General features: G+C 66.8%; 26 protein-coding genes and 1 pseudogene. 11 read left to right on the top strand and 16 right to left on the bottom strand.

Going from position 1 to position 18994, the window contains the following annotated elements; all coding sequences use genetic code 11:
• On the top strand, positions 1 to 1631 hold a 1631-nt coding region (locus Q0U08_RS08300), incomplete at its 5' end, for a hypothetical protein (RefSeq protein ID WP_298090886.1).
• A 46-nt stretch (positions 1632 to 1677) separates the two neighbouring features.
• Here Q0U08_RS08300 and Q0U08_RS08295 read toward each other — a convergent pair.
• Positions 1678 to 2316 (bottom strand): carbonic anhydrase, encoded by a 639-nt coding sequence (locus Q0U08_RS08295; RefSeq protein ID WP_298090885.1) that lies wholly within the window; start codon positions 2314 to 2316, stop codon positions 1678 to 1680.
• Positions 2313 to 3896 (bottom strand): SulP family inorganic anion transporter, encoded by a 1584-nt coding sequence (locus Q0U08_RS08290; RefSeq protein WP_298090883.1) that lies wholly within the window; start codon positions 3894 to 3896, stop codon positions 2313 to 2315. Before Q0U08_RS08290 ends, Q0U08_RS08295 begins: the two co-directional genes overlap by 4 nt.
• Positions 3897 to 4072: 176 nt before the next feature.
• On the opposite strand from Q0U08_RS08290, the gene Q0U08_RS08285 reads away from it, so the two are divergent.
• Both Q0U08_RS08285 and Q0U08_RS08280 read left to right on the top strand, forming a co-directional pair.
• Positions 4073 to 4612: a J domain-containing protein gene (locus tag Q0U08_RS08285; protein ID WP_298090889.1), complete on the top strand. Its 540-nt coding sequence runs from the start codon at positions 4073 to 4075 to the stop codon at positions 4610 to 4612.
• Positions 4609 to 4917, top strand: coding sequence for a (2Fe-2S) ferredoxin domain-containing protein (locus Q0U08_RS08280; RefSeq protein WP_298090882.1), 309 nt, complete (start codon positions 4609 to 4611; stop codon positions 4915 to 4917). Before Q0U08_RS08285 ends, Q0U08_RS08280 begins: the two co-directional genes overlap by 4 nt.
• On the opposite strand, the gene Q0U08_RS08275 is transcribed toward Q0U08_RS08280, so the two are convergent.
• The 9 genes from Q0U08_RS08275 to Q0U08_RS08235 all read right to left on the bottom strand — a co-directional run bounded on the left by Q0U08_RS08275 (position 4908) and on the right by Q0U08_RS08235 (position 8080).
• Positions 4908 to 5312, bottom strand: coding sequence for a SufE family protein (locus Q0U08_RS08275; protein WP_298090881.1), 405 nt, complete (start codon positions 5310 to 5312; stop codon positions 4908 to 4910). The two genes, Q0U08_RS08280 and Q0U08_RS08275, sit on opposite strands and share 10 nt — an antisense overlap.
• 76 nt (positions 5313 to 5388) lie before the next feature.
• Positions 5389 to 5628, bottom strand: coding sequence for a hypothetical protein (locus tag Q0U08_RS08270; protein ID WP_298090880.1), 240 nt, complete (start codon positions 5626 to 5628; stop codon positions 5389 to 5391).
• 11 nt (positions 5629 to 5639) lie between these two features.
• Positions 5640 to 5897 carry a hypothetical protein gene (locus Q0U08_RS08265; protein ID WP_298090879.1) on the bottom strand — a complete coding sequence of 86 codons (258 nt, stop codon included), beginning with the start codon at positions 5895 to 5897 and terminating at the stop codon, positions 5640 to 5642.
• A gap of 26 nt (positions 5898 to 5923) precedes the next feature.
• Complete coding sequence (locus Q0U08_RS08260; protein ID WP_298090888.1) at positions 5924 to 6145, bottom strand: hypothetical protein; 222 nt, start codon at positions 6143 to 6145, stop codon at positions 5924 to 5926.
• 62 nt (positions 6146 to 6207) lie between these two features.
• Entirely contained in the window at positions 6208 to 6534 is a 327-nt protein-coding gene (locus Q0U08_RS08255) for a hypothetical protein (RefSeq protein WP_298090878.1), read from the bottom strand.
• Positions 6535 to 6562: 28 nt separating this feature from the next.
• Positions 6563 to 6946 (bottom strand): envelope stress response membrane protein PspC, encoded by a 384-nt coding sequence (pspC, locus tag Q0U08_RS08250; protein ID WP_298090877.1) that lies wholly within the window; start codon positions 6944 to 6946, stop codon positions 6563 to 6565.
• Between the two features lies 1 nt (position 6947).
• Complete coding sequence (gene pspB / locus Q0U08_RS08245; RefSeq protein ID WP_298090876.1) at positions 6948 to 7235, bottom strand: envelope stress response membrane protein PspB; 288 nt, start codon at positions 7233 to 7235, stop codon at positions 6948 to 6950.
• A gap of 1 nt (position 7236) precedes the next feature.
• Positions 7237 to 7902: a phage shock protein PspA gene (pspA, locus tag Q0U08_RS08240; RefSeq protein ID WP_149681703.1), complete on the bottom strand. Its 666-nt coding sequence runs from the start codon at positions 7900 to 7902 to the stop codon at positions 7237 to 7239.
• Positions 7903 to 7933: 31 nt separating this feature from the next.
• Complete coding sequence (locus tag Q0U08_RS08235) at positions 7934 to 8080, bottom strand: hypothetical protein (protein WP_298090875.1); 147 nt, start codon at positions 8078 to 8080, stop codon at positions 7934 to 7936.
• A 176-nt stretch (positions 8081 to 8256) separates the two neighbouring features.
• On the opposite strand from Q0U08_RS08235, the gene pspF reads away from it, so the two are divergent.
• Positions 8257 to 9306 carry a phage shock protein operon transcriptional activator gene (gene pspF, locus Q0U08_RS08230; protein ID WP_298090874.1) on the top strand — a complete coding sequence of 350 codons (1050 nt, stop codon included), beginning with the start codon at positions 8257 to 8259 and terminating at the stop codon, positions 9304 to 9306.
• A gap of 66 nt (positions 9307 to 9372) precedes the next feature.
• Entirely contained in the window at positions 9373 to 9987 is a 615-nt protein-coding gene (locus Q0U08_RS08225; protein WP_298090873.1) for a superoxide dismutase, read from the top strand.
• Between the two features lie 78 nt (positions 9988 to 10065).
• Here Q0U08_RS08225 and Q0U08_RS08220 read toward each other — a convergent pair whose 3' ends face one another.
• From Q0U08_RS08220 to mtaB, 3 genes are read right to left on the bottom strand one after another with little or no spacing between them, the layout of a single operon-like run.
• Positions 10066 to 10686 carry a septation protein A gene (locus tag Q0U08_RS08220; protein ID WP_298090872.1) on the bottom strand — a complete coding sequence of 207 codons (621 nt, stop codon included), beginning with the start codon at positions 10684 to 10686 and terminating at the stop codon, positions 10066 to 10068.
• Entirely contained in the window at positions 10683 to 11618 is a 936-nt protein-coding gene (ftsY, locus tag Q0U08_RS08215; protein ID WP_298090871.1) for a signal recognition particle-docking protein FtsY, read from the bottom strand. Before ftsY ends, Q0U08_RS08220 begins: the two co-directional genes overlap by 4 nt.
• Positions 11615 to 12820 (bottom strand): tRNA (N(6)-L-threonylcarbamoyladenosine(37)-C(2))-methylthiotransferase MtaB, encoded by a 1206-nt coding sequence (gene mtaB / locus Q0U08_RS08210; RefSeq protein WP_298090870.1) that lies wholly within the window; start codon positions 12818 to 12820, stop codon positions 11615 to 11617. Before mtaB ends, ftsY begins: the two co-directional genes overlap by 4 nt.
• Here mtaB and Q0U08_RS08205 point away from each other — a divergent pair.
• Positions 12819 to 13394, top strand: coding sequence for a DUF924 family protein (locus Q0U08_RS08205; RefSeq protein ID WP_298090869.1), 576 nt, complete (start codon positions 12819 to 12821; stop codon positions 13392 to 13394). The genes mtaB and Q0U08_RS08205 overlap by 2 nt on opposite strands.
• Here Q0U08_RS08205 and Q0U08_RS08200 read toward each other — a convergent pair.
• Positions 13369 to 14907 (bottom strand): bifunctional diguanylate cyclase/phosphodiesterase, encoded by a 1539-nt coding sequence (locus Q0U08_RS08200; protein WP_298090868.1) that lies wholly within the window; start codon positions 14905 to 14907, stop codon positions 13369 to 13371. The genes Q0U08_RS08205 and Q0U08_RS08200 overlap by 26 nt on opposite strands.
• A 207-nt stretch (positions 14908 to 15114) precedes the next feature.
• On the opposite strand from Q0U08_RS08200, the gene ffh reads away from it, so the two are divergent.
• From ffh to rimM, 4 genes are read left to right on the top strand one after another with little or no spacing between them, the layout of a single operon-like run.
• Positions 15115 to 16617 (top strand): signal recognition particle protein, encoded by a 1503-nt coding sequence (gene ffh, locus Q0U08_RS08195; protein WP_298090867.1) that lies wholly within the window; start codon positions 15115 to 15117, stop codon positions 16615 to 16617.
• Positions 16618 to 16671: 54 nt separating this feature from the next.
• Positions 16672 to 17037, top strand: coding sequence for a 30S ribosomal protein S16 (gene rpsP / locus Q0U08_RS08190; RefSeq protein ID WP_298090866.1), 366 nt, complete (start codon positions 16672 to 16674; stop codon positions 17035 to 17037).
• Between the two features lie 58 nt (positions 17038 to 17095).
• Complete coding sequence (locus tag Q0U08_RS08185) at positions 17096 to 17233, top strand: hypothetical protein (protein ID WP_298090865.1); 138 nt, start codon at positions 17096 to 17098, stop codon at positions 17231 to 17233.
• Positions 17234 to 17243: 10 nt separating this feature from the next.
• Complete coding sequence (rimM, locus tag Q0U08_RS08180; RefSeq protein WP_298090864.1) at positions 17244 to 17699, top strand: ribosome maturation factor RimM; 456 nt, start codon at positions 17244 to 17246, stop codon at positions 17697 to 17699.
• On the opposite strand, the gene Q0U08_RS08175 is transcribed toward rimM, so the two are convergent.
• The gene (locus Q0U08_RS08175) at positions 17689 to 18597 is read right to left on the bottom strand and encodes an NAD(P)/FAD-dependent oxidoreductase (protein WP_298090863.1); all 909 of its coding nucleotides are present in this window, start codon (positions 18595 to 18597) and stop codon (positions 17689 to 17691) included. The two genes, rimM and Q0U08_RS08175, sit on opposite strands and share 11 nt — an antisense overlap.
• Positions 18598 to 18746: 149 nt before the next feature.
• On the opposite strand from Q0U08_RS08175, the pseudogene Q0U08_RS08170 reads away from it, so the two are divergent.
• Positions 18747 to 18994, top strand: a pseudogene (locus Q0U08_RS08170) (tRNA (guanosine(37)-N1)-methyltransferase TrmD); the annotation flags it as partial.

Below are 18994 nucleotides of genomic sequence, written 5' to 3'. Positions count from 1 at the left end.
TGCTGGGCAGGATCGCGCTCGACGCGTTCGATTATGCGGGCGCGGCGGCAGAATATGCCCAGGCCGAGAAGGATGCCGCAGCCCCCGCCGACCGTCTGATCGCGCTGCTCGGGCTTTCGCAGGCGGAGATCTTTACCGATCCGACCGCCGCCGGGGCGACGCTGGACCGTGCCGACGCGGTGTTGGCGACCGCGCCGGTCGACAATGCCTCGCGCGCGCTCTTCAAACGTCGTCGCGCGATATTGCGCATGAACCAGGGGGATTTCGAGGCGGCGCGGCGTGACGGCAAGGCGGCGGTGCAACTGCTCGGCGGGATCACGAACCGCACCGACCTGCAGGACGTCTCCGCCCGGTCCGACACCGCGATCGCCGCGTTGCTCGGCGGGCACGAGGAGGAGGCGCGCGAGTATCTCGCCTATACCGGGGCGGGCCGCTCCACCAAGGGTGAGTTCTCGCCGGGCGCGCAGATGAAGGCACCCGATTGCGGGGGCGAGGCGAACCTGACGCCGGAGGATGTCGGCGTCGTCGAATTCAGCATCGGCGACGATGGCACGGTGCTGCAGGCCACGCCGATCTATGCCTCGGGCGGCGGGGAAAAGGCGCTCGCCTTCGCGCGCATCGTGCGCGACTGGTGGTGGGATCCGGAACAGTTGAAGGAACTGCCGCCCTTCTACCGCTATAACATGCGGGTCGAGATGCGCTGCTCGACCGCCTTTTCCCGCCCGTCGGTCGGCGGCGGGCTGGACGGCGAGGCGGTGGCCTGGCTGGAGAGCAAGGGCGTGCCGGTGGCGCCCGATTCCGACCGGCTCGATCCCGCGATGCTGGCGCGGCAGCGCGAGGCGCTGCGCCAGGCAGAAGCGGACAAGGGGCCGAGTTCCCTGGCGACGCTGGCGGCGATCCAGTCGCTCCTGACCAACGCCGTGGTGCCGGACGCGGAGAAGAAGGTGCTGGCCACCCGCGCCCTGGCGATCGCGACGGCGGCGGGTGCGCCTGCCCCCGTGCGGCTCAACTATGCACTGACGGTGCGGACCGCCGATGTTCCCGATGTGTGGAAGCCGGGCCGGTTCCGCCGGGCGGTCGAGCCGATGCTGACCGATCCCGCCTATGCCAGCGATCCGCAGGCCCGCGCCGCGCTGCGCCTGTTGATCGCGGACCGCGACCGCAAACGAGGCGCGGACAGCGAGCCGCTGTTGCGCGAGGTCGCCAACGACGCGGCCTTGCCCGCCAACGATCCGCTGAAGGTCGGAGCGCTGGTCCGCCTGGCGTCATTGGCGCAGGCGCGCGGCGATGCGGCGACGGCAAGAGCCGCGTTCGACCGTACCGGGCTGTCCGCCAACCAGTGCAGCATCATGGACGCACCGCCCAAGCAGCTCTCCAGCTTCGGCGCCAGCGACTTCCCGACCGAGGCGCTGCAGTGGGGGTTCGAGGGGTGGACGCAGCTTCAATATGACGTGAAGGCCGACGGCACGGTGGCCAATGCCCGCACGCTGCTCAGCTATCCGCCCTTCGTCTTCTCCAAGGCCGGCACGAAGATGTTCAGCGCCGCCCGCTACGCCAAAACCTACCGGCCCGATGGTGGCCTGGGGTGCGGCGCGACGACGAACCGAGTGAACTTCCGGTTGCCGGGGTGAAGAATGGCACCGTCCGGCAAATGCCGCCGGACGGTGCCCGACAGCTTTACACCAACACCTTGTCCGGATTGCCGACCGTGCTCAATTCGGTGCCGGCGTCGATCTCCATCAGCGTTTTGATGTGGCCGTCGCGCATGTCGTACACCCAGCCATGCAGCCATAATTCGCGGCCTTCGCGAAAGGCGTTCTGGATGATGTCGATCCGGGCGAGGTGCATGAGCTGATCGCGGACGTTCAGTTCGACCAGCCGGTTGATCTTGCCCTCCTCGGTCGGCTCCGCATCGATCTCGGCGCGGTGCCGGTGCAGCACGTCGCGGGCATTGCCCAGCCAGGTATCGACCGGGCCGGTCGTGCCGCCCGACAGCGCCGCCTGCACGCCGCCGCAGCCATGATGGCCGCACAGGATGACGTGGCGGACCTTCAGTACGTCGACGGCATATTGCACCACCGACAGCAGGTTCAGATCGTCGTCATGAACGAGATTGGCGATGTTGCGATGGAGGAACATGCCGCCCGGTGGCGTCATCGTCATCCTCTCTGGCGTGACGCGGCTGTCGGAACAGCCGATCCACAGAAAGTCGGGCTTCTGCCCCGCGGTCTGGCGTTCGAAGAAGTCCGCCTTTTCCTCAACGAGTTCGGTCGCCCACGCCTTGTTGGCGAGCAGGAGCTGCTTGTATTCTCTCATGCGAAGCGCACTCCGGCGATGGGGGCGTTGATCAGCGGTGCGCTGCGCTCGGCAATGTCGCCGCGCACGATCACGTCGATGCCGCGATAGCTTGCGCCTTTGATGAAGGCGTTGATGATGTCGACATTGTCTAGGTCGACGTAGGAGGTGGAGGACAGGTCGATCAGCAGGTTCGCGCTGTCGGGCACGCGAGCCAGTTGCTGCTGCAATTCATATTTGTGGATGAAGTACAGGTTGCGCCGCGCGCGGATCAGGCAGTCCTCGCCCTCGCAGGCAAAGGTGATCGCGGTGCGGAAATTGCGCGCGACGACGAAGACGAAACCGACGGCCAGCCCGATCAGAATGCCGATCAGCAGGTCGGTGAACAGGATCGCGAGTACCGTGGCGACAAAGGGGACGAACTGCGTCCAACCCTGCTTGAAACGCTCGGTAAACAGCTTGGGCTTGGTCAGCTTGTAGCCGGTGGCGATCAGCACCGCGGCGAGCGCGGACAGCGGGATCAGGTTCAGCACCACCGGGATCAGCGCGACCGACAGCAGCAGCCACACCGCATGGAGCATCGCCGACAGCTTGCTTTCCGCGCCCGCCCCGACATTGGCGGAGGAGCGGACGATGACCGAGGTGACGGGCAGGCCGCCCATCAGGCCCGACACGATGTTGCCGCCCCCTTGCGCCATCAGCTCCCAATTCTTGTCGGTGGTGCGGCGGCGGGGGTCGATCTCGTCCACCGCCTTGACGCTGAGCAGCGATTCCAGGCTGGCGACGATCGCCAGCGTCACCGCACTGGTCCACACCACGCCCATGGTCAGGCCGCTGAAATCGGGCAGGCGGAACAGGCCGACAAACTCCGCCGGGCTGCCCGTGACCGGCACCTGCACCAGATGCTTGGCGCCGAGTTGCCAGCCGGGGTTGGTCGCGCCGAGCAGCATGTTGCCGAGTACGCCGATCACCACGACGAGCAGCGGGCCGGGAATGAGGCGCCAAAGGCCCTTTTGCGGGCGATAGGCATCCCAGGCGAACAGGAAGACCAGGCAGACGACGCCGATAATGATCGCGCCGGGCGTGACGTCGCTGGTCACGCTGGTCCACAGGTCGGTAAAGGTGTTGCCGCCGCTGGCGGTCGCGAATTCGAAGCTGCCCTCGAAATCGCCGTCATAGCCGACCAGGTGTGGCACCTGCTTCAAGATCAGGATCAGGCCGATCGCGGCCAGCATGCCGGTGATGACGGAGGAGGGGACGAACTCCGCCAGGATGCCGGCACGTGTGAAGGAGAAGCCGAGCTGCAGCACGCCGGCCAGCATCACCGCGACCAGGAAGATCTGGTAGCTGGGCATTCGTTCGATCGCTTCCAGCACGATCACGGTCAACCCCGCCGCCGGCCCGCTGACCGACAGCGGCGATTTCGACACGAAGCCGACGACCAGCCCGCCGACGATCCCTGCGATCAACCCCGAGAACAGGGGCGCTCCCGATGCCAGTGCGATGCCCAGGCACAAAGGCAGGGCGACCAGCGCGACCACGATGGAGGCCGGCACGTCGGCCCGCGCGTTGGACAGAAAGGAACGGGAAGTCGGCACCATGGATCCTACTCGCTAAGGTATTGGCACCACTGTCCGTTTGCCCGGACATGAGAGCTTTTATGACACGGTCATGATGGCAGGGCAGGCGCGACGGTCAAGGGGTTCCAGCAGGCATGGCGTGGTTTGCGCACGCGCCATGTCTTGCACCGGGCGCGCATCGGCTTATGTCCGCACCTGTGGCGCGACCGACTACACGATCGAATGATTGGGGCTTTCCCCGCTGGCGAGGCTATGGCTCGGGCCGCGAGGCCAAGCCGGTGCGCATCTGCGACCGGCACGGCTGTGACGAGCCCGGCGACTGTCCCGCCCCCAAATCCCCCAACAATCCCGACCGCTGGTACTTCTGCACCGCGCATGCGGCGGAGTATAATCGCGGCTGGGACTATTTTCAGGGGCTGGACGCCGAGGAAGCGGCAGCGCGCGAGGCCGGCGAGCGGCAGACCAATGCCGGCTACGCCCAGTCGCGCCATCATGGCTGGGCGGGTTCGGGCGACGGCAGCCGATCGCGTGACGAGATGCGGGCGCTGGATGTGCTGGGGCTGGAGCCGGATGCGACGTTCGAGCTGATCCGTGCGACCTGGCGCGGGCTGGCCAAGGCGAATCATCCCGATGTCCGCCCGAACGATCCGGATGCGGCGGCGCGCTTCCAGCAGGTGCAGGCCGCGTATGAGGTGCTGCGTGCCGCCGAGGAACTGCGGAGCACGCAGCGCGCATGATCCGGCGTGCGAAGGCGGAGTGGACCGGCGCGGTGCTGGTCTGCGGCAAATGTTCGAAAAAGGTCGGCGGCGGGTTCGGGCCGAAGGGCAAGACGTCGCTTACCAAGGCGCTGCGCAAGCTGATCGGCGGCAAGGGACGCAGGGCACCCCTGGGTGTGATCGAGACCAAGTGCCTGAAGCTGTGCCCCAAGAGCGCGGTCACCCTGGTGGATACTGCGCGGCCGGGCGAATGGCTGGTGGTGTCGCCCGGCGATCCGGTGGAAGAGATTGCAGCGAGGCTGGGAAGGGCCGCCCCTCAGGCGTAGCGCGCGGCAGTGTCGCGGATCAGCGCGATCATGTTCGGGATCCCTTGCGTCCGGTTCGAGCTTAGCTGGTTCTTCAGGTCGAAGGGGGCCAGTTCACCCTCGATATCGGTCGCGGTGATCGCTGCGGGGGTGCGATCCTGCACGGTGAGCAGCACCAGCGCGATGATGCCCTTGGTGATCGCGGCGTTCGAATCGGCCAGGAAGTGCAGCGTGCCGTCATCCGTCCGGGTGGGATAGACCCAGACCGATGCGGAGCAGCCGCGTACCAGTGTCGCATCGGTCTTCAGCGGCTCGGGCATCGGCTCCAGCTCGCGGCCCAGATCGATCAGCAACCGGTATCGATCGTCGGCGTCGAGAAAGTCGTATTCGTCGCGAAGGTCGGCAAGGTCGGGCATGGCGACTGCGCTAATGCCTCGCGACCCGCTCGGCAACCATGGCGACGGGCTCGCCCGAGCGAGCCCGATATCCGGTTCAGAGATCGACACCGGCGGCGATCGCTTCCAGCTTGCGGATGCGCTCCTTCAGGTCCGCGATCTCGATGCGGGTTCCGGCCTGCCCGGCCGCGGCGAAGGGCACGTCATGGGCGCGGTCATATTCGCGGCTCTTGAGCTGCAGCCAGCCGCGCCAGCCGGCAAGCGCCGCGGCGGTGGTCATGCCCAAGCCGGCGAGACCGGCGGCGGCCATGGTCATGTAGAAATTGGGGTCCATCATGTCCGCCTCCCTCAGCGGTCGCGAAGCCGCTCGATCTCGCGGTCGAGATCGACGCTCTTGTGGTTGTCGGTGATCACGCGCTCCAGCACCTGGATGCGCTCCTTCATCTGCTGCACCTCGTGCCGTAGCGCGCGGGTTTCGCCATCCTGATCGCCCTTCGGACGTTCCATCAGGTCGGTGCCCGGGTGGCGGCGATGCTTTCCCTTGATGACGCTGGCGATCATCACGATCATCACGATCAGGACCACCATTACCTGTCCGCCGTTCATCGTTATCTCCCTTGTATCTTATGGTGTCAGTTGAGCGGACGATCGTCGCGCAGGCGCTCGATCTCGTCGGACAGGTCGATCCCCCTGTCGGTGACGATCCGCTCCAGCACGCGCACCCGTTGTTCCAACCGCTCGGTCTGCGCCACATATTGTGCCGCTTTTTCCGCGGCTTGCGATCCCATGATTTCCAGCTGCCGTTCCTTGAAGCGCAGATGGCGCTTGAACATGTCACCGGCGACGCCGACCATCACCGGCAAGCCGACCAGGATGAAGAAGAAGGCGATGACATATCCGTTCATGGTCCGGTCCTTCAGTTCGGCTTGTGGCGAAGCTGTTCGATCTCGTGATCGAGCCGGTGGCTGCCATCGGTGACGATGCGTTCGATCACCGCGAGCCGGTCCTTGACGGAGCCGAGCTCGGCGCGAAGCTGGGCGTTCTCCTGGCTGAGCAGGCGGATGCGCTCGGCCGCTTCCTGATCGGTCTTGGGATAGATCGCCTGGCCCCAGGCGCCATCCAGCGGGTAGCCATTCTTGATCCGCATCCAGGTGGTCAGCACCCAGCCGCCGATCCCCAGCGATGCCAGGATCGCGATGAAGGGGAAGAGGGCCTGGACGGTCGCGAATTTCTCAGGGGACATGGTCTTTACCTCCCAGTGCGGTCGGCGATCAGCGCAGGCTGTCGATCTCGTCGGCCAGGCGGCTGTTGCGGCTGGTATAGTGCAGCTCGATGTCGGCGAGCCGGCGATCGAGGTCGCGGAACTTCGAGCGGACCTCGGCGGTCGAACGCTTGGGGTTCGAGCGGACGCCCTGCCAGAACTTGGCGTCGTCATCGGTCTGATACAGGCCGACCGGCTTGGCCGTCGCCATCCAGGCGACCAGGACATAGGCGAGCGGTACCCAGGGAATGCCGACACCCGTCACGGTGAGCAGGACGGCGGCGACCCGGACCCACAGCGCGTCGATCCCCGTATAGTCGGCGATCCCGGCGCACACGCCCTTGAACTTGGCGTTCTGCTTGTCGAGGTAGAATTGCGTGCGGCTGGCGGACATTTCAGTTCCTCCGATCGGGGATATAGTCGCCTTTGCTCAGGCGGACTTCGGGTTGCCATTCGGATGCGGCGATGCCCGGTTTCCAGTTGGGATTGTCGGCGGCGACGATGCGTTCGACCGTGTTCACCCGGTCTTCCAGGCGGCGGGCGAGCATGTGCAGCTCGTCGAGCAGTTGCTCATCCTCATGCGTGATCTTGGGCGCCTGCTTCCACTTGGTGACATAGTGGAAGATGAGCCAGGGCAGGCCGATCAGCGCGAGGAAGATGGCGAGTACGCCCTCGAAATCCATCTCAACCCTCCTTCTTCATGCGCGCCTTCAGCGCGGCGAGATCGGCGTCGACCTTGTCGGAGGTGCGCAGCTCGGCGATCTCCTCCTCCAGCGTCTTGGCGACCCCCAGGCCCAGCGCGTCGGCGCGGCCCTCGGCCTCGTCCACCCGGCGCTCCAGCACGTCGAAGCGGCTGAAGGCGTCGTGCGTCTTGGGGCCGTTCCACATCTCGCGCAGGCGGACGCGGGTGTTGGCGCTTTCCAGCCGGGTCTGCACCGCATTCTGCTTGGTGCGCGCCTCGCGCAGCTTGTTCTGCAGCTTGGTGATGTCCTCTTCCGACGCGCGCAGCGCATCGTCGAGCACCTGCACCTCGACCGACAACTGGTCGGCCATGTCGGCCGCCTTCTGCCGCTCGACCAGCGCGGCCTTGGCCAGATCCTCGCGGTCCTTGGACAAGGCCAGCTCGGCCTTTTCGGTCCAGCTTGCCTGAAGCTGTTCCAGCTTGCTGATGTGGCGGCGCATTTCCTTCTGATCCGCGATCGTGCGGGCCGCGGAGGCGCGCACCTCGACCAGCGTTTCCTCCATCTCGAGGATGATCATGCGGATCATCTTCGCGGGGTCTTCCGCCTTGTCGAGCAGGTCGGCGAAGTTGGCGGCAACGATATCACGGGTGCGGGAGAAAATGCCCATCGGGTACTCCTTGGGAAACAGGTTGCGGCGATTATGCGACCGGACCGGTCGTCGCCGCAACGGGGGTGTCGGTGTGGGATGCCGTCGCCGGGGCCAGCGCGCCGAACAGGCAGGTGGCGCTCATCAGGATGGTGCAGGCGACGGTGGCGAGCTTGCGGCTGATCTCGGTGGCGAACATGGTGGAAACTCCCTCTTGAACCTTTGTTTGATCCGCCGTGTGGCGGGATGCCAACAGCATTGCAGGAGCCGTGCCAGTTTCAAAAACGGCTGATTTGCGTGGGTTCGCCGGGTCGTTACACGCCTAGCCCATATTCCCGCTTGCCAAGCGTTGGTGAAATCCGCCACCAATTGGCCATGGAACGGACGAGCCAGGTAATTGGTCAGTCGGGGGCGTTCCTCGACGCCCTTGAACGCGCGAGCCGGGCGGCCGCGCTGGACCGGCCCGTGCTCGTCATCGGCGAGCGGGGGACGGGCAAGGAACTGGTGGCCGAGCGCCTGCACCGCCTGTCGCCGCGCTGGGACCAGCCGCTGGTCGTCATGAACTGCGCCGCGCTTCCCGAGACGCTGATCGAGGCCGAACTGTTCGGGCATGAGGCTGGGGCGTTCACGGGTGCCGCCAAGACGCGCGCCGGGCGGTTCGAGGAGGCGGATGGCGGCACGCTGTTCCTGGACGAACTCGGCACCTTGTCGATGGCGGCGCAGGACCGGCTGCTGCGGGCGGTGGAATATGGCGAGGTAACCCGGATCGGTGCGTCGCGTCCGATGCGCGTCGATGTCCGCATCGTGGCGGCGACCAATGAGCATCTGCCCGACAAGGTGGAGGCGCACGAGTTTCGCGCCGACCTGCTCGACCGTTTGTCGTTCGAGGTGGTGACGCTGCCGCCGCTGCGCGCCCGACAGGCCGACATCATGGTGCTGGCGGATCATTTCGGCCGGCGGATGGCGGCGGAAATCGGCTGGGATCGCTGGCCGGGCTTCGGTCCGTCCGCCACCGACACGTTGATGCAGCATCGCTGGCCCGGCAATGTGCGCGAATTGCGCAACGTGGTGGAGCGTGCGGTCTATCGCTGGGAGCGCGAGGGGCCGGTGGATGCGATCGAGATCGATCCGTTCCAGTCGCCGTTCCGGCCCAAGGGACAGTCGCCTGCGGCATCGGCATCGGCTGCTGCGGCGCCAGCGACGGCGCCGAAGGAGGAGCCGTCTTCGGGCGACGAGGTCGCCGCCTGCGAGGTCGGCCCCTCCGACTTCAAGAGCCGCGTGGCGCGGTTCGAGCGCGAGTTGCTGGCCAAGTCGCTGGCGGACAATCGCTTCAACCAGCGAACGACCGCGGATGCGCTGGGCCTGTCCTATGATCAGCTTCGTCATGCGCTGCGTCGCCACGATCTGATCGGAACGGTTGCGTAATCAGGCTGGTGGACCCATTTGGGGCGCCTGGCGTTTGCCAAGGCAAATCCCCCAAGGAGACAAAGAATGGCGTTCGAACTGCCCCCGCTGCCGTATGACTATGACGCGCTGGAGCCGGTGATCTCCAAGGAGACGATGACCTTTCACCACGACAAGCATCACAAGGCCTATACCGACAAGCTGAACGAAGGCGTCGAAAAGGACGCGTCGTTGCAAGGCAAGTCGATCGAGGACATCCTCGGCCAGATCTCGTCGCAGCCGCCGCTGGTGCGCAACAATGGTGGCGGATACTGGAACCACGACTTTTTCTGGAAGATCCTGGGCAAGCCCGGCACGGGCGGCCAGCCGTCAGAGAAGCTGCAGGCGGCGATCGACGCCTATGGCGGCCTCGACAAGCTGAAGAAGGACTTCAACACCAAGGGCGCGGGCCAGTTCGGTTCCGGCTGGGCGTGGGTGATCGTCGATGGCTCGGGCGCACTCAAGGTGACCTCGACCCCGAACCAGGACAATCCGTTGATGGACGACGTGGCCGACAAGGGCACGCCGATCCTGGGTAACGACGTGTGGGAGCACGCCTATTACCTCACCTACAAGAACGACCGCGCCGCCTATCTGAAGGCGTGGTGGGACGTGGTGAACTGGAACGAGGTGTCGAAGCGCTTCGAAGCGGCGGCCGCGTAAGGATCGGCCGCAATCCCCTCCTGCCCGAGCGGGAGGGTTAGGGAAGGGGCGTGCGGGATATCCTGCACGCCCCTTTCTTCATTCCGGCGGAATGTCGCCGACCGGCTTCTCGCCCGCATTCAGGCCGTTGCGCATCAGCATGGGGATGTTGGCGAGCGCAAAGCCCAGGGTCAGCGGGATCGCGCCCCACAGCTTGAAGCCGACCCAAAAGTCCCAGGTGCTGGAGCGCCACACCGCCTCGTTCAGCACCGCCATGAAGGCGAAGAAGATCGCCCAGTTGCGCGTCACCTTGCGCCAGCCGGTCTGGGTCAGGCCGGCATAGACCGAGCCGAGCAAGGCTTCGAGCAGGGGGCGGCCGGTGATCAGGCCATAGGTCAGGATGACGGAGAAGGCGGTGTAGACGATGGTCGGCTTCATCTTGATGAAGCGTTCGTCGCGGAAATAGAGCGTCAGCGCGCCGAACAAAAGCACCAGCGCGCCCGACAGCCACAACATGGTGGACACGCGGCCCAGCTTCACCCGGCTGACGACCATCGACACGACGGTGGCCGCCATGAACACGCCCGTCGCGATCAGCACGCGGGTCAGCGGCCCGGCGGGCGCCAGGAAATTGACCGCGAAGAACAGCAGCAGCGGGCCATATTCCAGCGCCAGCTTCAGCCCGGCCTGGTCGGGCGCGGCGTTGCGGGGGGCGGTCACTTGCGGCCTCCTTCGATGCCGGCGATGATGCGGCTGACTTCAGTGGCGTCGAACGGGCGCAGGTCGGTCATTCCTTCGCCGACGCCGATCGCGTGGATGGGCAGGCCGTAGCGTTCGGCCGCCGCCACCAGCACGCCGCCGCGCGCGGTGCCGTCCAGCTTGGTCATGACCAGTCCGGTGACGCCCGCTACGTCCTTGAACACCTCGATCTGGTTGAGCGCGTTCTGGCCGGTCGTGGCGTCGAGCACCAGGACGATGTCGTGCGGCGCCTCCGGATTGAGGCGGCCGAGGACGCGGCGGATCTTGGCCAGCTCGTCCATCAGTTCGCGCTTGTTCTGCAAGCGGCCTGCCGTGTCGACGATCAGCACGTCGATGCCGGTCGCCGTCGCCTGTTTCACCGCCTCATAGACGATGCCGGCCGCGTCGCCGCCTTCCTTGCCCGACACGATCGGCACGCCGACGCGCTCTGCCCAGGTGGCGAGCTGGCCGATGGCGGCGGCGCGGAACGTGTCGCCCGCGGCCAGCATCACGCCGTAATCCTGCTCCATGAACAGATGCGCCAGCTTGGCGATGGTGGTGGTCTTGCCCGATCCGTTGACGCCGATCACCAGGATGACCTGTGGCCGCGGGAAGGCATCGATCTCCAGCGGCGTGGCGACCTTGGCGAGCGCCTTTTCCACCTCCTCGGCGACGACGAGGCGGATGCCCAGATCCTCCATGTTGCGCTCGAACGTACCCTCGGCCAGCCGCTGGCGGATATGGCCGGCGGTCTCCGGCCCGAGGTCGGAGGCGATCAGCGCCTCCTCGATCTCGTCCAGCGTCGGCTCGTCCAGGCGCGCGCCGCCAAGTCCGGCAAGATTGCCGACCAGCCGGTCGGAGGTACGGCGGAAGCCGCCCAGCAGCTTTTCGTGCCAGGAGGAGGATGTGCTCATAGACGCGTTCCGATGAGATGGGTGTCGGTGGCGCCGGTCACGCGGACCGGGGCGATGGTGCCGGGTGGGGCCGGCGTGTCGAGATGGACGGTGGCGAAGCCGGGCGTGTGGCCGGTGGTGCCGGGGCGTTCGACCAGCACGTCCCGGACCTGGTCGACCTGTGCCGCCAGCCATGCCGCGCGGGCACGGCCCGCGGCGTCACGCAAGGCGGCGGCACGGGCGCGGCGCAGGTCGTGCGGCACCTGCGGCATCCGTGCGGCGGGCGTGCCGGTGCGGGCGGAATAGGGGAAGATATGCGCATGGACGATGCGACAATCCTCGATCAGTGCCAGCGTATCCGCCGCCATCGCGTCATCCTCCGTCGGGAAGCCGGCGATCAGATCGGCCCCGATCGCGATATTGGGGCGGCGCGCGAGCAGCCGCTGCACGATGGCGACCGACTGCGCCCGGCTGTGGCGGCGCTTCATCCGCTTCAGGATCAGATCGTTGCCGGCCTGAAGCGAGAGATGCAGATGCGGCATCACCCGCGCCTCGCCGGTCACCAGTTCGAACAGCCGGTCGTCGATCTCGACCGAATCGAGCGACGACAGCCGCAGGCGACGCAGATGCGGCACAAAGGTCAGGATGCGTTCGACCAGCGACCCCAGTGTCGGCCGTCCGGGCAGGTCGTGGCCATAGCTGGTCAGGTCGACGCCGGTCAGCACGACCTCGTTATGGCCGGCATCCACCGCGCGCGCGATCTGGTCCACCACGCCGCCCGCAGGCAGCGACCGGCTGGGGCCGCGCCCGGCGGGGATGATGCAAAAGGTGCAGGCATGGTCGCAGCCATTCTGCACCTCGACAAAGGCGCGGGCATGTCCGCCGAAGGCGGCGGGACGGGGCGCGGCGGCGGGCGCGCCCCAGCTTTCCGGGCGAAGCTTGTCCGTGTTGCGCACGACGCGCGAAACCTCGGGCATCGCCATGAAACTCTGCGGATCGATTTCGGCCGCGCACCCGGTCACCACGATGCGCGCGTCCGGCCGTGCGCGCGCCGCGCGGCGGATCGCGGCGCGGGTCTGCTTGACGGCTTCATTCGTGACAGCGCAACTATTTACCACGACGGTGTCGTCCGTCGCGCCAAGCAGCGCACGGATCGTTTCGCTCTCGGCGATGTTGAGTCGGCAACCCAGGCTGACGACCTCGGGCGCAGGAGAAGCGGACATGGATGGCGATCTAGGAGCGCGCGGCGCAATAGTCCATGAAGACGCGCGCAGCGTGTTGGCATTCTGGTTCGCGCTGACGCCGGAACAGCATTTCGGCAAGGATGCGGAGCTGGATGCGGCGCTGACCGAGCGGTTCGGGGCGATGCGCGACGCGGTGCTGGCGGACAGTGCGGCCGAGTGGCGTGGCGATCCCGAAACGCTGCTGGCGGCGGTCATCCTGCTCGATCAGGTGTCCCGCAACATGCACCGCGGCAATGCACGCGCCTATGAAGGCGATACGCTGGCACTGGCGCTGACCATGGAGGCGATCGACAAGGGCTGGGACATGCGCCTGCCGCCGGAGCGGCGCGTGTTCCTGTACATGCCGTTGATGCATGCCGAGGCGCTGGCCGTGCAGCATCTGAGCGTCCGCAAGTTCGAGGCGCTGGGCGTCGAGGAAAATCTGCGTTTTGCGATCGAGCACCGCGACGTGATCGCCCGGTTCGGCCGCTATCCCAGCCGCAATGCCGCACTGGGACGCGAATCGACGCCCGAGGAACAGGCCTATCTCAACCAGCCAGGCGCGGGCTGGTAAAGCCGGACGCAGGCGTCACCACCGCGCGCGACAGCAGGTGCCGTTCCGCCAGTAGCCGGCGAATATCGGGCAGCGCCATCGGTTCGCCATAAAGCGTACCCTGGGCCTGGACGCAGCCCAGCACGCGAAGGCGCTCGGCCAGATCGGCGTCCGTCACGCCCTCGGCGGTGGTCGGCAGGTTCAGGCTGTCGCCCAGTTGCACGATCGCCTGGACGATGGCGGCGCGCTCCGCATCCTCGCCCATCGCCTGCACATAGGTGCGATCGATCTTGATCCGGTCGAAGGGAAGGGCGCGCAGATGCGCCAGGCTGGAATAGCCGGTGCCGAAATCGTCCAGCGCCAGGCCGATACCCTGGTTCTTCAGGCTGGCGACGATCGACTGGGCGAGCGGCAGATCGGCGAGCAGTGCACGCTCGGTGATCTCCACCTCGACCCGGTGCGCGGGAAAGCCGGTCTCGGTCAGGATCTTGATGATCTTCTGCGCCAGCCAGGCGTCCTGGAATTGCGTCGCCGACAGGTTGATCGCCAGTTTCAGTGAGGGATCCCAGTCGCGCGCCGCGGCAAAGGCCTGGCGCATCACCGCCAGCGACAGGTCGCAGATCAACCCCGTTTCCTCGGCGATGGCGAGAAACTCGCGGGTCGGCAATATGCCACGTTCGGGATGGTGCCAGCGCGCCAGCACCTCGAAGCCGACAAGACGACCATTGCCCAGATCGACCTGGGGATCGAAATGCGGCACGATCTCGCCGCGCTCGATTCCGGTGCGCAGTGCCGAGACGAAGGCGGCCCGGTCACCCAGCGCCCGCTCGATCTCGGGCGTGAACCAGGGCTGGCCGCGCGTCCCCTGCGCCGATGCGGTCAGCGCCATGTCCGCCTGGCGGAGCAGCGTTTCGAGCGATTCCTGCCCGGTGTCGCGCGCCAGTCCGAAGCAGGCGCTGGCCTGCACCTCCATGCCGTCGCGGCGGATCGGCTGCACCAGACGGACCGCCAGCCGGTCGACGATACGCTCGATCCGCGCTTCGTCGCCGGGGGCGAACGCCATCAGCGCGGCGAAGCGATCGCCCTCCAGCCGGGCGACCAGCGCCGAGCGCGGCAGTTCATTGTCCAGAAGGGTGGCGACATGGCGCAGCGCCAGATCATGCGCCTCGCGCCCCTGCACGCCGGAGATGGCGCGCACCCGTTCGATATCGAGGCGCAGCAACGTCGGGATCTTGCGGCGGCGCCGGGCAGCCTCGATCAAGGCCGTGGCACCGGTGTGAAACCCATCACGGTCCGGGAGAGGGTTTGTCCGGTGTCGCGAAGGCAGGCGCGACGCTGTGGACGGCAGCGATCGATAGACGAGGCCGAGGCCGATGGCGGCGGCGATCAGCACCACCAGCGCCAAGCCGCCACGGCCGTTTACCGCGCAAAATGCCGCAATCGCCAGCAAGGCCGTGCCCGTCGCCAGCCCGGCGGCAAAGATCCGCGCTGGGCCATGCGCCATATCGGCCACGATGATCGGTTCGTCTCCCACGCCGGTTTTCGTTGCACGTCAGCGATGTAGAAGAGGTTAACCGGGCCGCCTGCCGCGCCTCGCTTGCGCTGAGCCGTGTTTTGGCGTAGGTGGCGGCCCACGTTCCGTCACGGAATGCGATCGAAAGCGCCCAAGGGTGCACGCTGGCCGGCGAGGTTTCGCCCGCCGGCGCTTTTGCGTTTGGTGATATTTGGATTGGAGTAGGCGATGTTCGAGAGCTTGAGCGACCGGCTTGGCGGCGTTTTCGACCGTCTGCGTGGCCGTGGCGCGCTGACCGAGGCGGATGTCCGCACCGCGATGCGCGAAGTGCGCGTCGCGCTGCTCGAAGCCGACGTGGCGCTGCCCGTCGCACGCGAATTCGTCGACAAGGTCACCGAACAGGCGATCGGCCAGAACGTGCTGCGCTCGGTCACGCCGGGCCAGCAGGTCGTCAAGATCGTCCATGACGCGCTGGTCGCGATGCTGGGCGCCGACGAATCGTCGCTGGCGCTGGACGTCACGCCGCCCGCCATCGTGATGATGGTCGGCCTTCAGGGCTCGGGCAAGACGACCACCACCGCCAAGATCGCCAAGCGGCTGTCAGGTCGCGAACGCAAGAAGGTGCTGATGGCGTCGCTCGACGTCAATCGCCCGGCCGCGCAGGAGCAGTTGGCGACGCTGGGCACCCAGGTCGAGGTGGCGACGCTGCCGATCATCCAGGGCCAGCAGCCCGTCGACATTGCGCGCCGCGCGATCCAGGCGGCGAAGCTGCAGGGCTTCGACGTGCTGATGCTCGACACCGCGGGCCGCCTGCACGTCGACCAGGCACTGATGGACGAGATGAAGTCGGTCGCCGAGATCGCGCGCCCGCAGGAAATTCTGCTGGTGGTCGACTCGCTGACGGGTCAGGACGCGGTGAACGTCGCGACCAGCTTCTCCGAACAGGTGCCGCTGACCGGTATCGTGCTGACCCGCATGGACGGCGACGCGCGCGGCGGTGCGGCGCTGTCGATGCGCTCGGTTACGGGCAAGCCGATCAAGTTCGCGGGCACGGGTGAAAAGCTGGACGCGCTGGAGGGCTTCCACCCCGAGCGCGTCGCCGGCCGCATCCTGGGCATGGGCGACGTGGTCAGCCTGGTCGAGCGGGCCGCCGAGTCGATCCAGGCCGAAGATGCCGAGCGCATGGCCAAGAAGATGGCCAAGGGTCAGTTCGACATGGACGACCTGCGCGGGCAGCTCGCGCAGATGCGCCGCATGGGCGGGCTGGGCGCGCTGGCCGGCATGATGCCCGGCATGAAGAAGGCGCAAGGCGCGCTGAACGAGGCTGGCGGCGACAAGATCCTGATCCGCATGGACGCGATCATCACCTCGATGACCGCGAAGGAGCGCGCCAAGCCCGAGGTGATCAACGCCAAGCGCAAGATCCGCATCGCCAAGGGTTCGGGTACCACGGTGCAGGAGGTGAACAAGCTCCTGAAGATGCACCAGGAAATGTCCACCGCGATGAAGAAGATCAAGAAGATGGGCGGCCTGAAGGGCATGATGTCCATGCTTGGCAAGGGCGGTCTCGGCGGGCTCGGCAACGCGCTGGGCGGCCCGCAGATGGGCGACATGATGACCAAGGCGGGCGGTGGCCTGCCGGGTCTGGGTGGCCCGGGCGGCATGGGCAGCGGTCCGGACGGCATGCCCAAGCTCCCCGCCGGTTTCGAGAACCTCTTGAAGAAGAAGTAACCCCCGGCCCCGGCCGGACCAACACCATCCAGTTAGAAACGAAGGACGATTATCATGGCACTCTCCATTCGCCTGTCGCGCGGCGGCTCCAAGAAGCGCCCCTACTACCGCATCGTCGTGGCCGATGCGCGTAGCCCCCGCGATGGCAAGTTCATCGAGAAGATCGGCAACTACAACCCGCTGCTCGCCAAGGACGACGAGAAGCGCATCGTGCTCGACGCCGAGCGTGCGAAGCACTGGCTGGCCAATGGCGCGCAGCCGACCGACCGCGTCGCCCGCTTCCTGGACGTCGCCGGCGTGAAGGAGCGCGCTGCGCGCAGCAACCCCAAGAAGGGTGAGCCGGGCGAGAAGGCCAAGGAGCGCGCCGAGGAGCGTGCCGAAAAGGCCAAGGCCGCTGAAGACGCCGCCACCGAAGCATAAGCATCGGTTTCCATGGTCATGCGTTTCCCTGCCTCCACCTTGCTGAGAGGAAGCGCGCATGACCATGGCCGACCCCGATCCCCGGACCGACCGCGATGACGACGAAGATGCCACCAACCAAGGCGTCTCGACCACCGAACCCGCCGAGGGCGGCGACGACGCCCCAGCTGGCGACGGCGACTCCCCTGAAGCGTGACGGTGCCGTCGTGCTGGCCGTCGTCATCGGTGCCCATGGCATCGGTGGCGAGGTCCGGCTGAAGGTGTTTGCGGACGACATGTCCGCTTTCACCACCTTCAATGGTGGAACGTTGACGTTGAAGTCGCTCCGGCATGGATCGAACGGCGCGATCGCCCGCTTCGCGCAGGTGAGCGATCGCAACGCCGCCGAGGCATTGCGCGGCACCGAACTGACCGTGTCGCGAGACGCGCTGCCTCCGCTGGAGGAGGGCGAATATTATCATACCGACCTCCTCGGCCTGCCCGTCGTCGCCGACGATGGCGAGGCGGTCGGCCATGTCGTCGCGATCGAGGATTTCGGCGCGGGCGACGTGATCGAGATCGAATGGCCCGATGGCCGGCGCTTCATGGTGCCGATGAAGGTCGAGGCGGTGCCCGAATGGGACGAGAACCGCCTGATCGTCGCGCGCGCCTTTATCGCCTGATCGGGCGCTGCTCGCTCAACAGATTGCGGATCGTCGTTGCGGCGACGCCCGCCTCGCCCATGGCGTGGCTGATCTGGTCCAGCCCCTTCACCACGTCCCCGGCGGCAAACAGGCCGGGTACGCTGGTACGCTGATGATCGTCCACCTCCAGGCAGCCTTCGTCGTTGGCGCGTGCGCCCGCCGCCACCGCCAGGTGCGAACGAATGCGCGAACCGAGCGCGGGATAGACGCTGTCGAACCGCATCCGTCCGCCGGCCGTGTCCAGCGCCAGCCGGTCCTCCTCGATCGCCCATCCCCCGCACGGGCCATCGACCCGGATCACGCCCGCCTCGTCCAGCGCCCGTGCGCAGGCTGCGTCGAGCATGTGTTCGGCCTCTGGCGCGATCAGCGTCACGTCGCGGGTGAAGCCGCGCAGGAACAGGGCCTCGCGCATGCCGTGGTCGCTGGTGCCGATCACCGCCACGCGCGTGTCCGTCACTTCATATCCGTCGCAAATCGGGCAATAGCGCAGCAGTCCGCGCGCCAGTGCCGGATCATGGACCTCGGGCAACAGGCTTTTGGGGCGATGGTTCACCACGCCGGTCGCGAGCAGAACGGTGCGGGCCTGATAGCGCGCATGATCCGTGACGACATGGAAGCCTTTGCCGTCCGGCTCGATCGCGGTAACGCGCGCCGCTTCGCACCGGGCGCCATAGCGCTCAGCCTGCGCCAGCATCGCCGCCAGCAGGTCCTTGCCGCTGATCCCGTCGGGATAGCCGGCATGGTTGTGCGTGCACGGGATCATCGCCGCGCGGCTCGATCCGCTGTCGAACAGGCGGATCGATAAGTGGAACCGCGCCAGATAGATCGCCGCGGTCAAGCCGGCTGGCCCGGCGCCGATGATGATGCAATCGTCCATGGCGGGCCAAAGCGCTGGAGCGGGATCATCGTTCCTTGTTGACCGGTGGCCATGTATAGCGCCCAAGACCCGCCTGTTGACCTTTCCCGACCGAAACGGACGCCGTGACCCCGATCTTTCGCGCCACCATCCTGACGCTCTATCCCGAAATGTTTCCCGGACCGCTGGGCCACAGCCTGGCCGGACGCGCGCTGCGCGAGGGGCGCTGGGCGTGCGATCCGGTGCAACTGCGTGATTTCGCGACGGATAAGCATCGGTCGGTGGATGATACGCCGGCGGGGGGCGGGGCGGGGATGGTGCTGAGGGCCGATGTGATGGCCGCGGCGGTGGATGCGGTGGCGGACGAGCGGCCGGTGCTGGCGATGACGCCGCGGCCATCACATCGGCCCTCAGCACC

The organism is uncultured Sphingomonas sp. (genome assembly GCF_946477935.1).
GTDB lineage: Bacteria > Pseudomonadota > Alphaproteobacteria > Sphingomonadales > Sphingomonadaceae > Sphingomonas.
Note: the sequence above shows the minus strand (reverse complement) of the source record. Positions and strands in the feature narration are given on the sequence as shown.

Excerpts from the sequence above, each read along its gene's own strand:
- Q0U08_RS08295 (WP_298090885.1), bottom strand. The coding sequence starts at position 2,316 with ATGAGAGAATACAAGCAGCTCCTGCTCGCCAACAAGGCGTGGGCGACC.
- Q0U08_RS08290 (WP_298090883.1), bottom strand. The coding sequence starts at position 3,896 with ATGGTGCCGACTTCCCGTTCCTTTCTGTCCAACGCGCGGGCCGACGTG.
- Q0U08_RS08280 (WP_298090882.1), top strand. The coding sequence starts at position 4,609 with ATGATCCGGCGTGCGAAGGCGGAGTGGACCGGCGCGGTGCTGGTCTGC.
- Q0U08_RS08275 (WP_298090881.1), bottom strand. The coding sequence starts at position 5,312 with ATGCCCGACCTTGCCGACCTTCGCGACGAATACGACTTTCTCGACGCC.
- Q0U08_RS08270 (WP_298090880.1), bottom strand. The coding sequence starts at position 5,628 with ATGATGGACCCCAATTTCTACATGACCATGGCCGCCGCCGGTCTCGCC.
- Q0U08_RS08265 (WP_298090879.1), bottom strand. The coding sequence starts at position 5,897 with ATGAACGGCGGACAGGTAATGGTGGTCCTGATCGTGATGATCGTGATG.
- Q0U08_RS08260 (WP_298090888.1), bottom strand. The coding sequence starts at position 6,145 with ATGGTCGGCGTCGCCGGTGACATGTTCAAGCGCCATCTGCGCTTCAAG.
- Q0U08_RS08255 (WP_298090878.1), bottom strand. The coding sequence starts at position 6,534 with ATGTCCCCTGAGAAATTCGCGACCGTCCAGGCCCTCTTCCCCTTCATC.
- pspC (WP_298090877.1), bottom strand. The coding sequence starts at position 6,946 with ATGTCCGCCAGCCGCACGCAATTCTACCTCGACAAGCAGAACGCCAAG.
- pspB (WP_298090876.1), bottom strand. The coding sequence starts at position 7,235 with ATGGATTTCGAGGGCGTACTCGCCATCTTCCTCGCGCTGATCGGCCTG.
- pspA (WP_149681703.1), bottom strand. The coding sequence starts at position 7,902 with ATGGGCATTTTCTCCCGCACCCGTGATATCGTTGCCGCCAACTTCGCC.
- Q0U08_RS08235 (WP_298090875.1), bottom strand. The coding sequence starts at position 8,080 with ATGTTCGCCACCGAGATCAGCCGCAAGCTCGCCACCGTCGCCTGCACC.
- pspF (WP_298090874.1), top strand. The coding sequence starts at position 8,257 with ATGGAACGGACGAGCCAGGTAATTGGTCAGTCGGGGGCGTTCCTCGAC.
- Q0U08_RS08225 (WP_298090873.1), top strand. The coding sequence starts at position 9,373 with ATGGCGTTCGAACTGCCCCCGCTGCCGTATGACTATGACGCGCTGGAG.
- ftsY (WP_298090871.1), bottom strand. The coding sequence starts at position 11,618 with ATGAGCACATCCTCCTCCTGGCACGAAAAGCTGCTGGGCGGCTTCCGC.
- Q0U08_RS08205 (WP_298090869.1), top strand. The coding sequence starts at position 12,819 with ATGGATGGCGATCTAGGAGCGCGCGGCGCAATAGTCCATGAAGACGCG.
- mtaB (WP_298090870.1), bottom strand. The coding sequence starts at position 12,820 with ATGTCCGCTTCTCCTGCGCCCGAGGTCGTCAGCCTGGGTTGCCGACTC.
- ffh (WP_298090867.1), top strand. The coding sequence starts at position 15,115 with ATGTTCGAGAGCTTGAGCGACCGGCTTGGCGGCGTTTTCGACCGTCTG.
- rpsP (WP_298090866.1), top strand. The coding sequence starts at position 16,672 with ATGGCACTCTCCATTCGCCTGTCGCGCGGCGGCTCCAAGAAGCGCCCC.
- Q0U08_RS08185 (WP_298090865.1), top strand. The coding sequence starts at position 17,096 with ATGACCATGGCCGACCCCGATCCCCGGACCGACCGCGATGACGACGAA.
- Q0U08_RS08175 (WP_298090863.1), bottom strand. The coding sequence starts at position 18,597 with ATGGACGATTGCATCATCATCGGCGCCGGGCCAGCCGGCTTGACCGCG.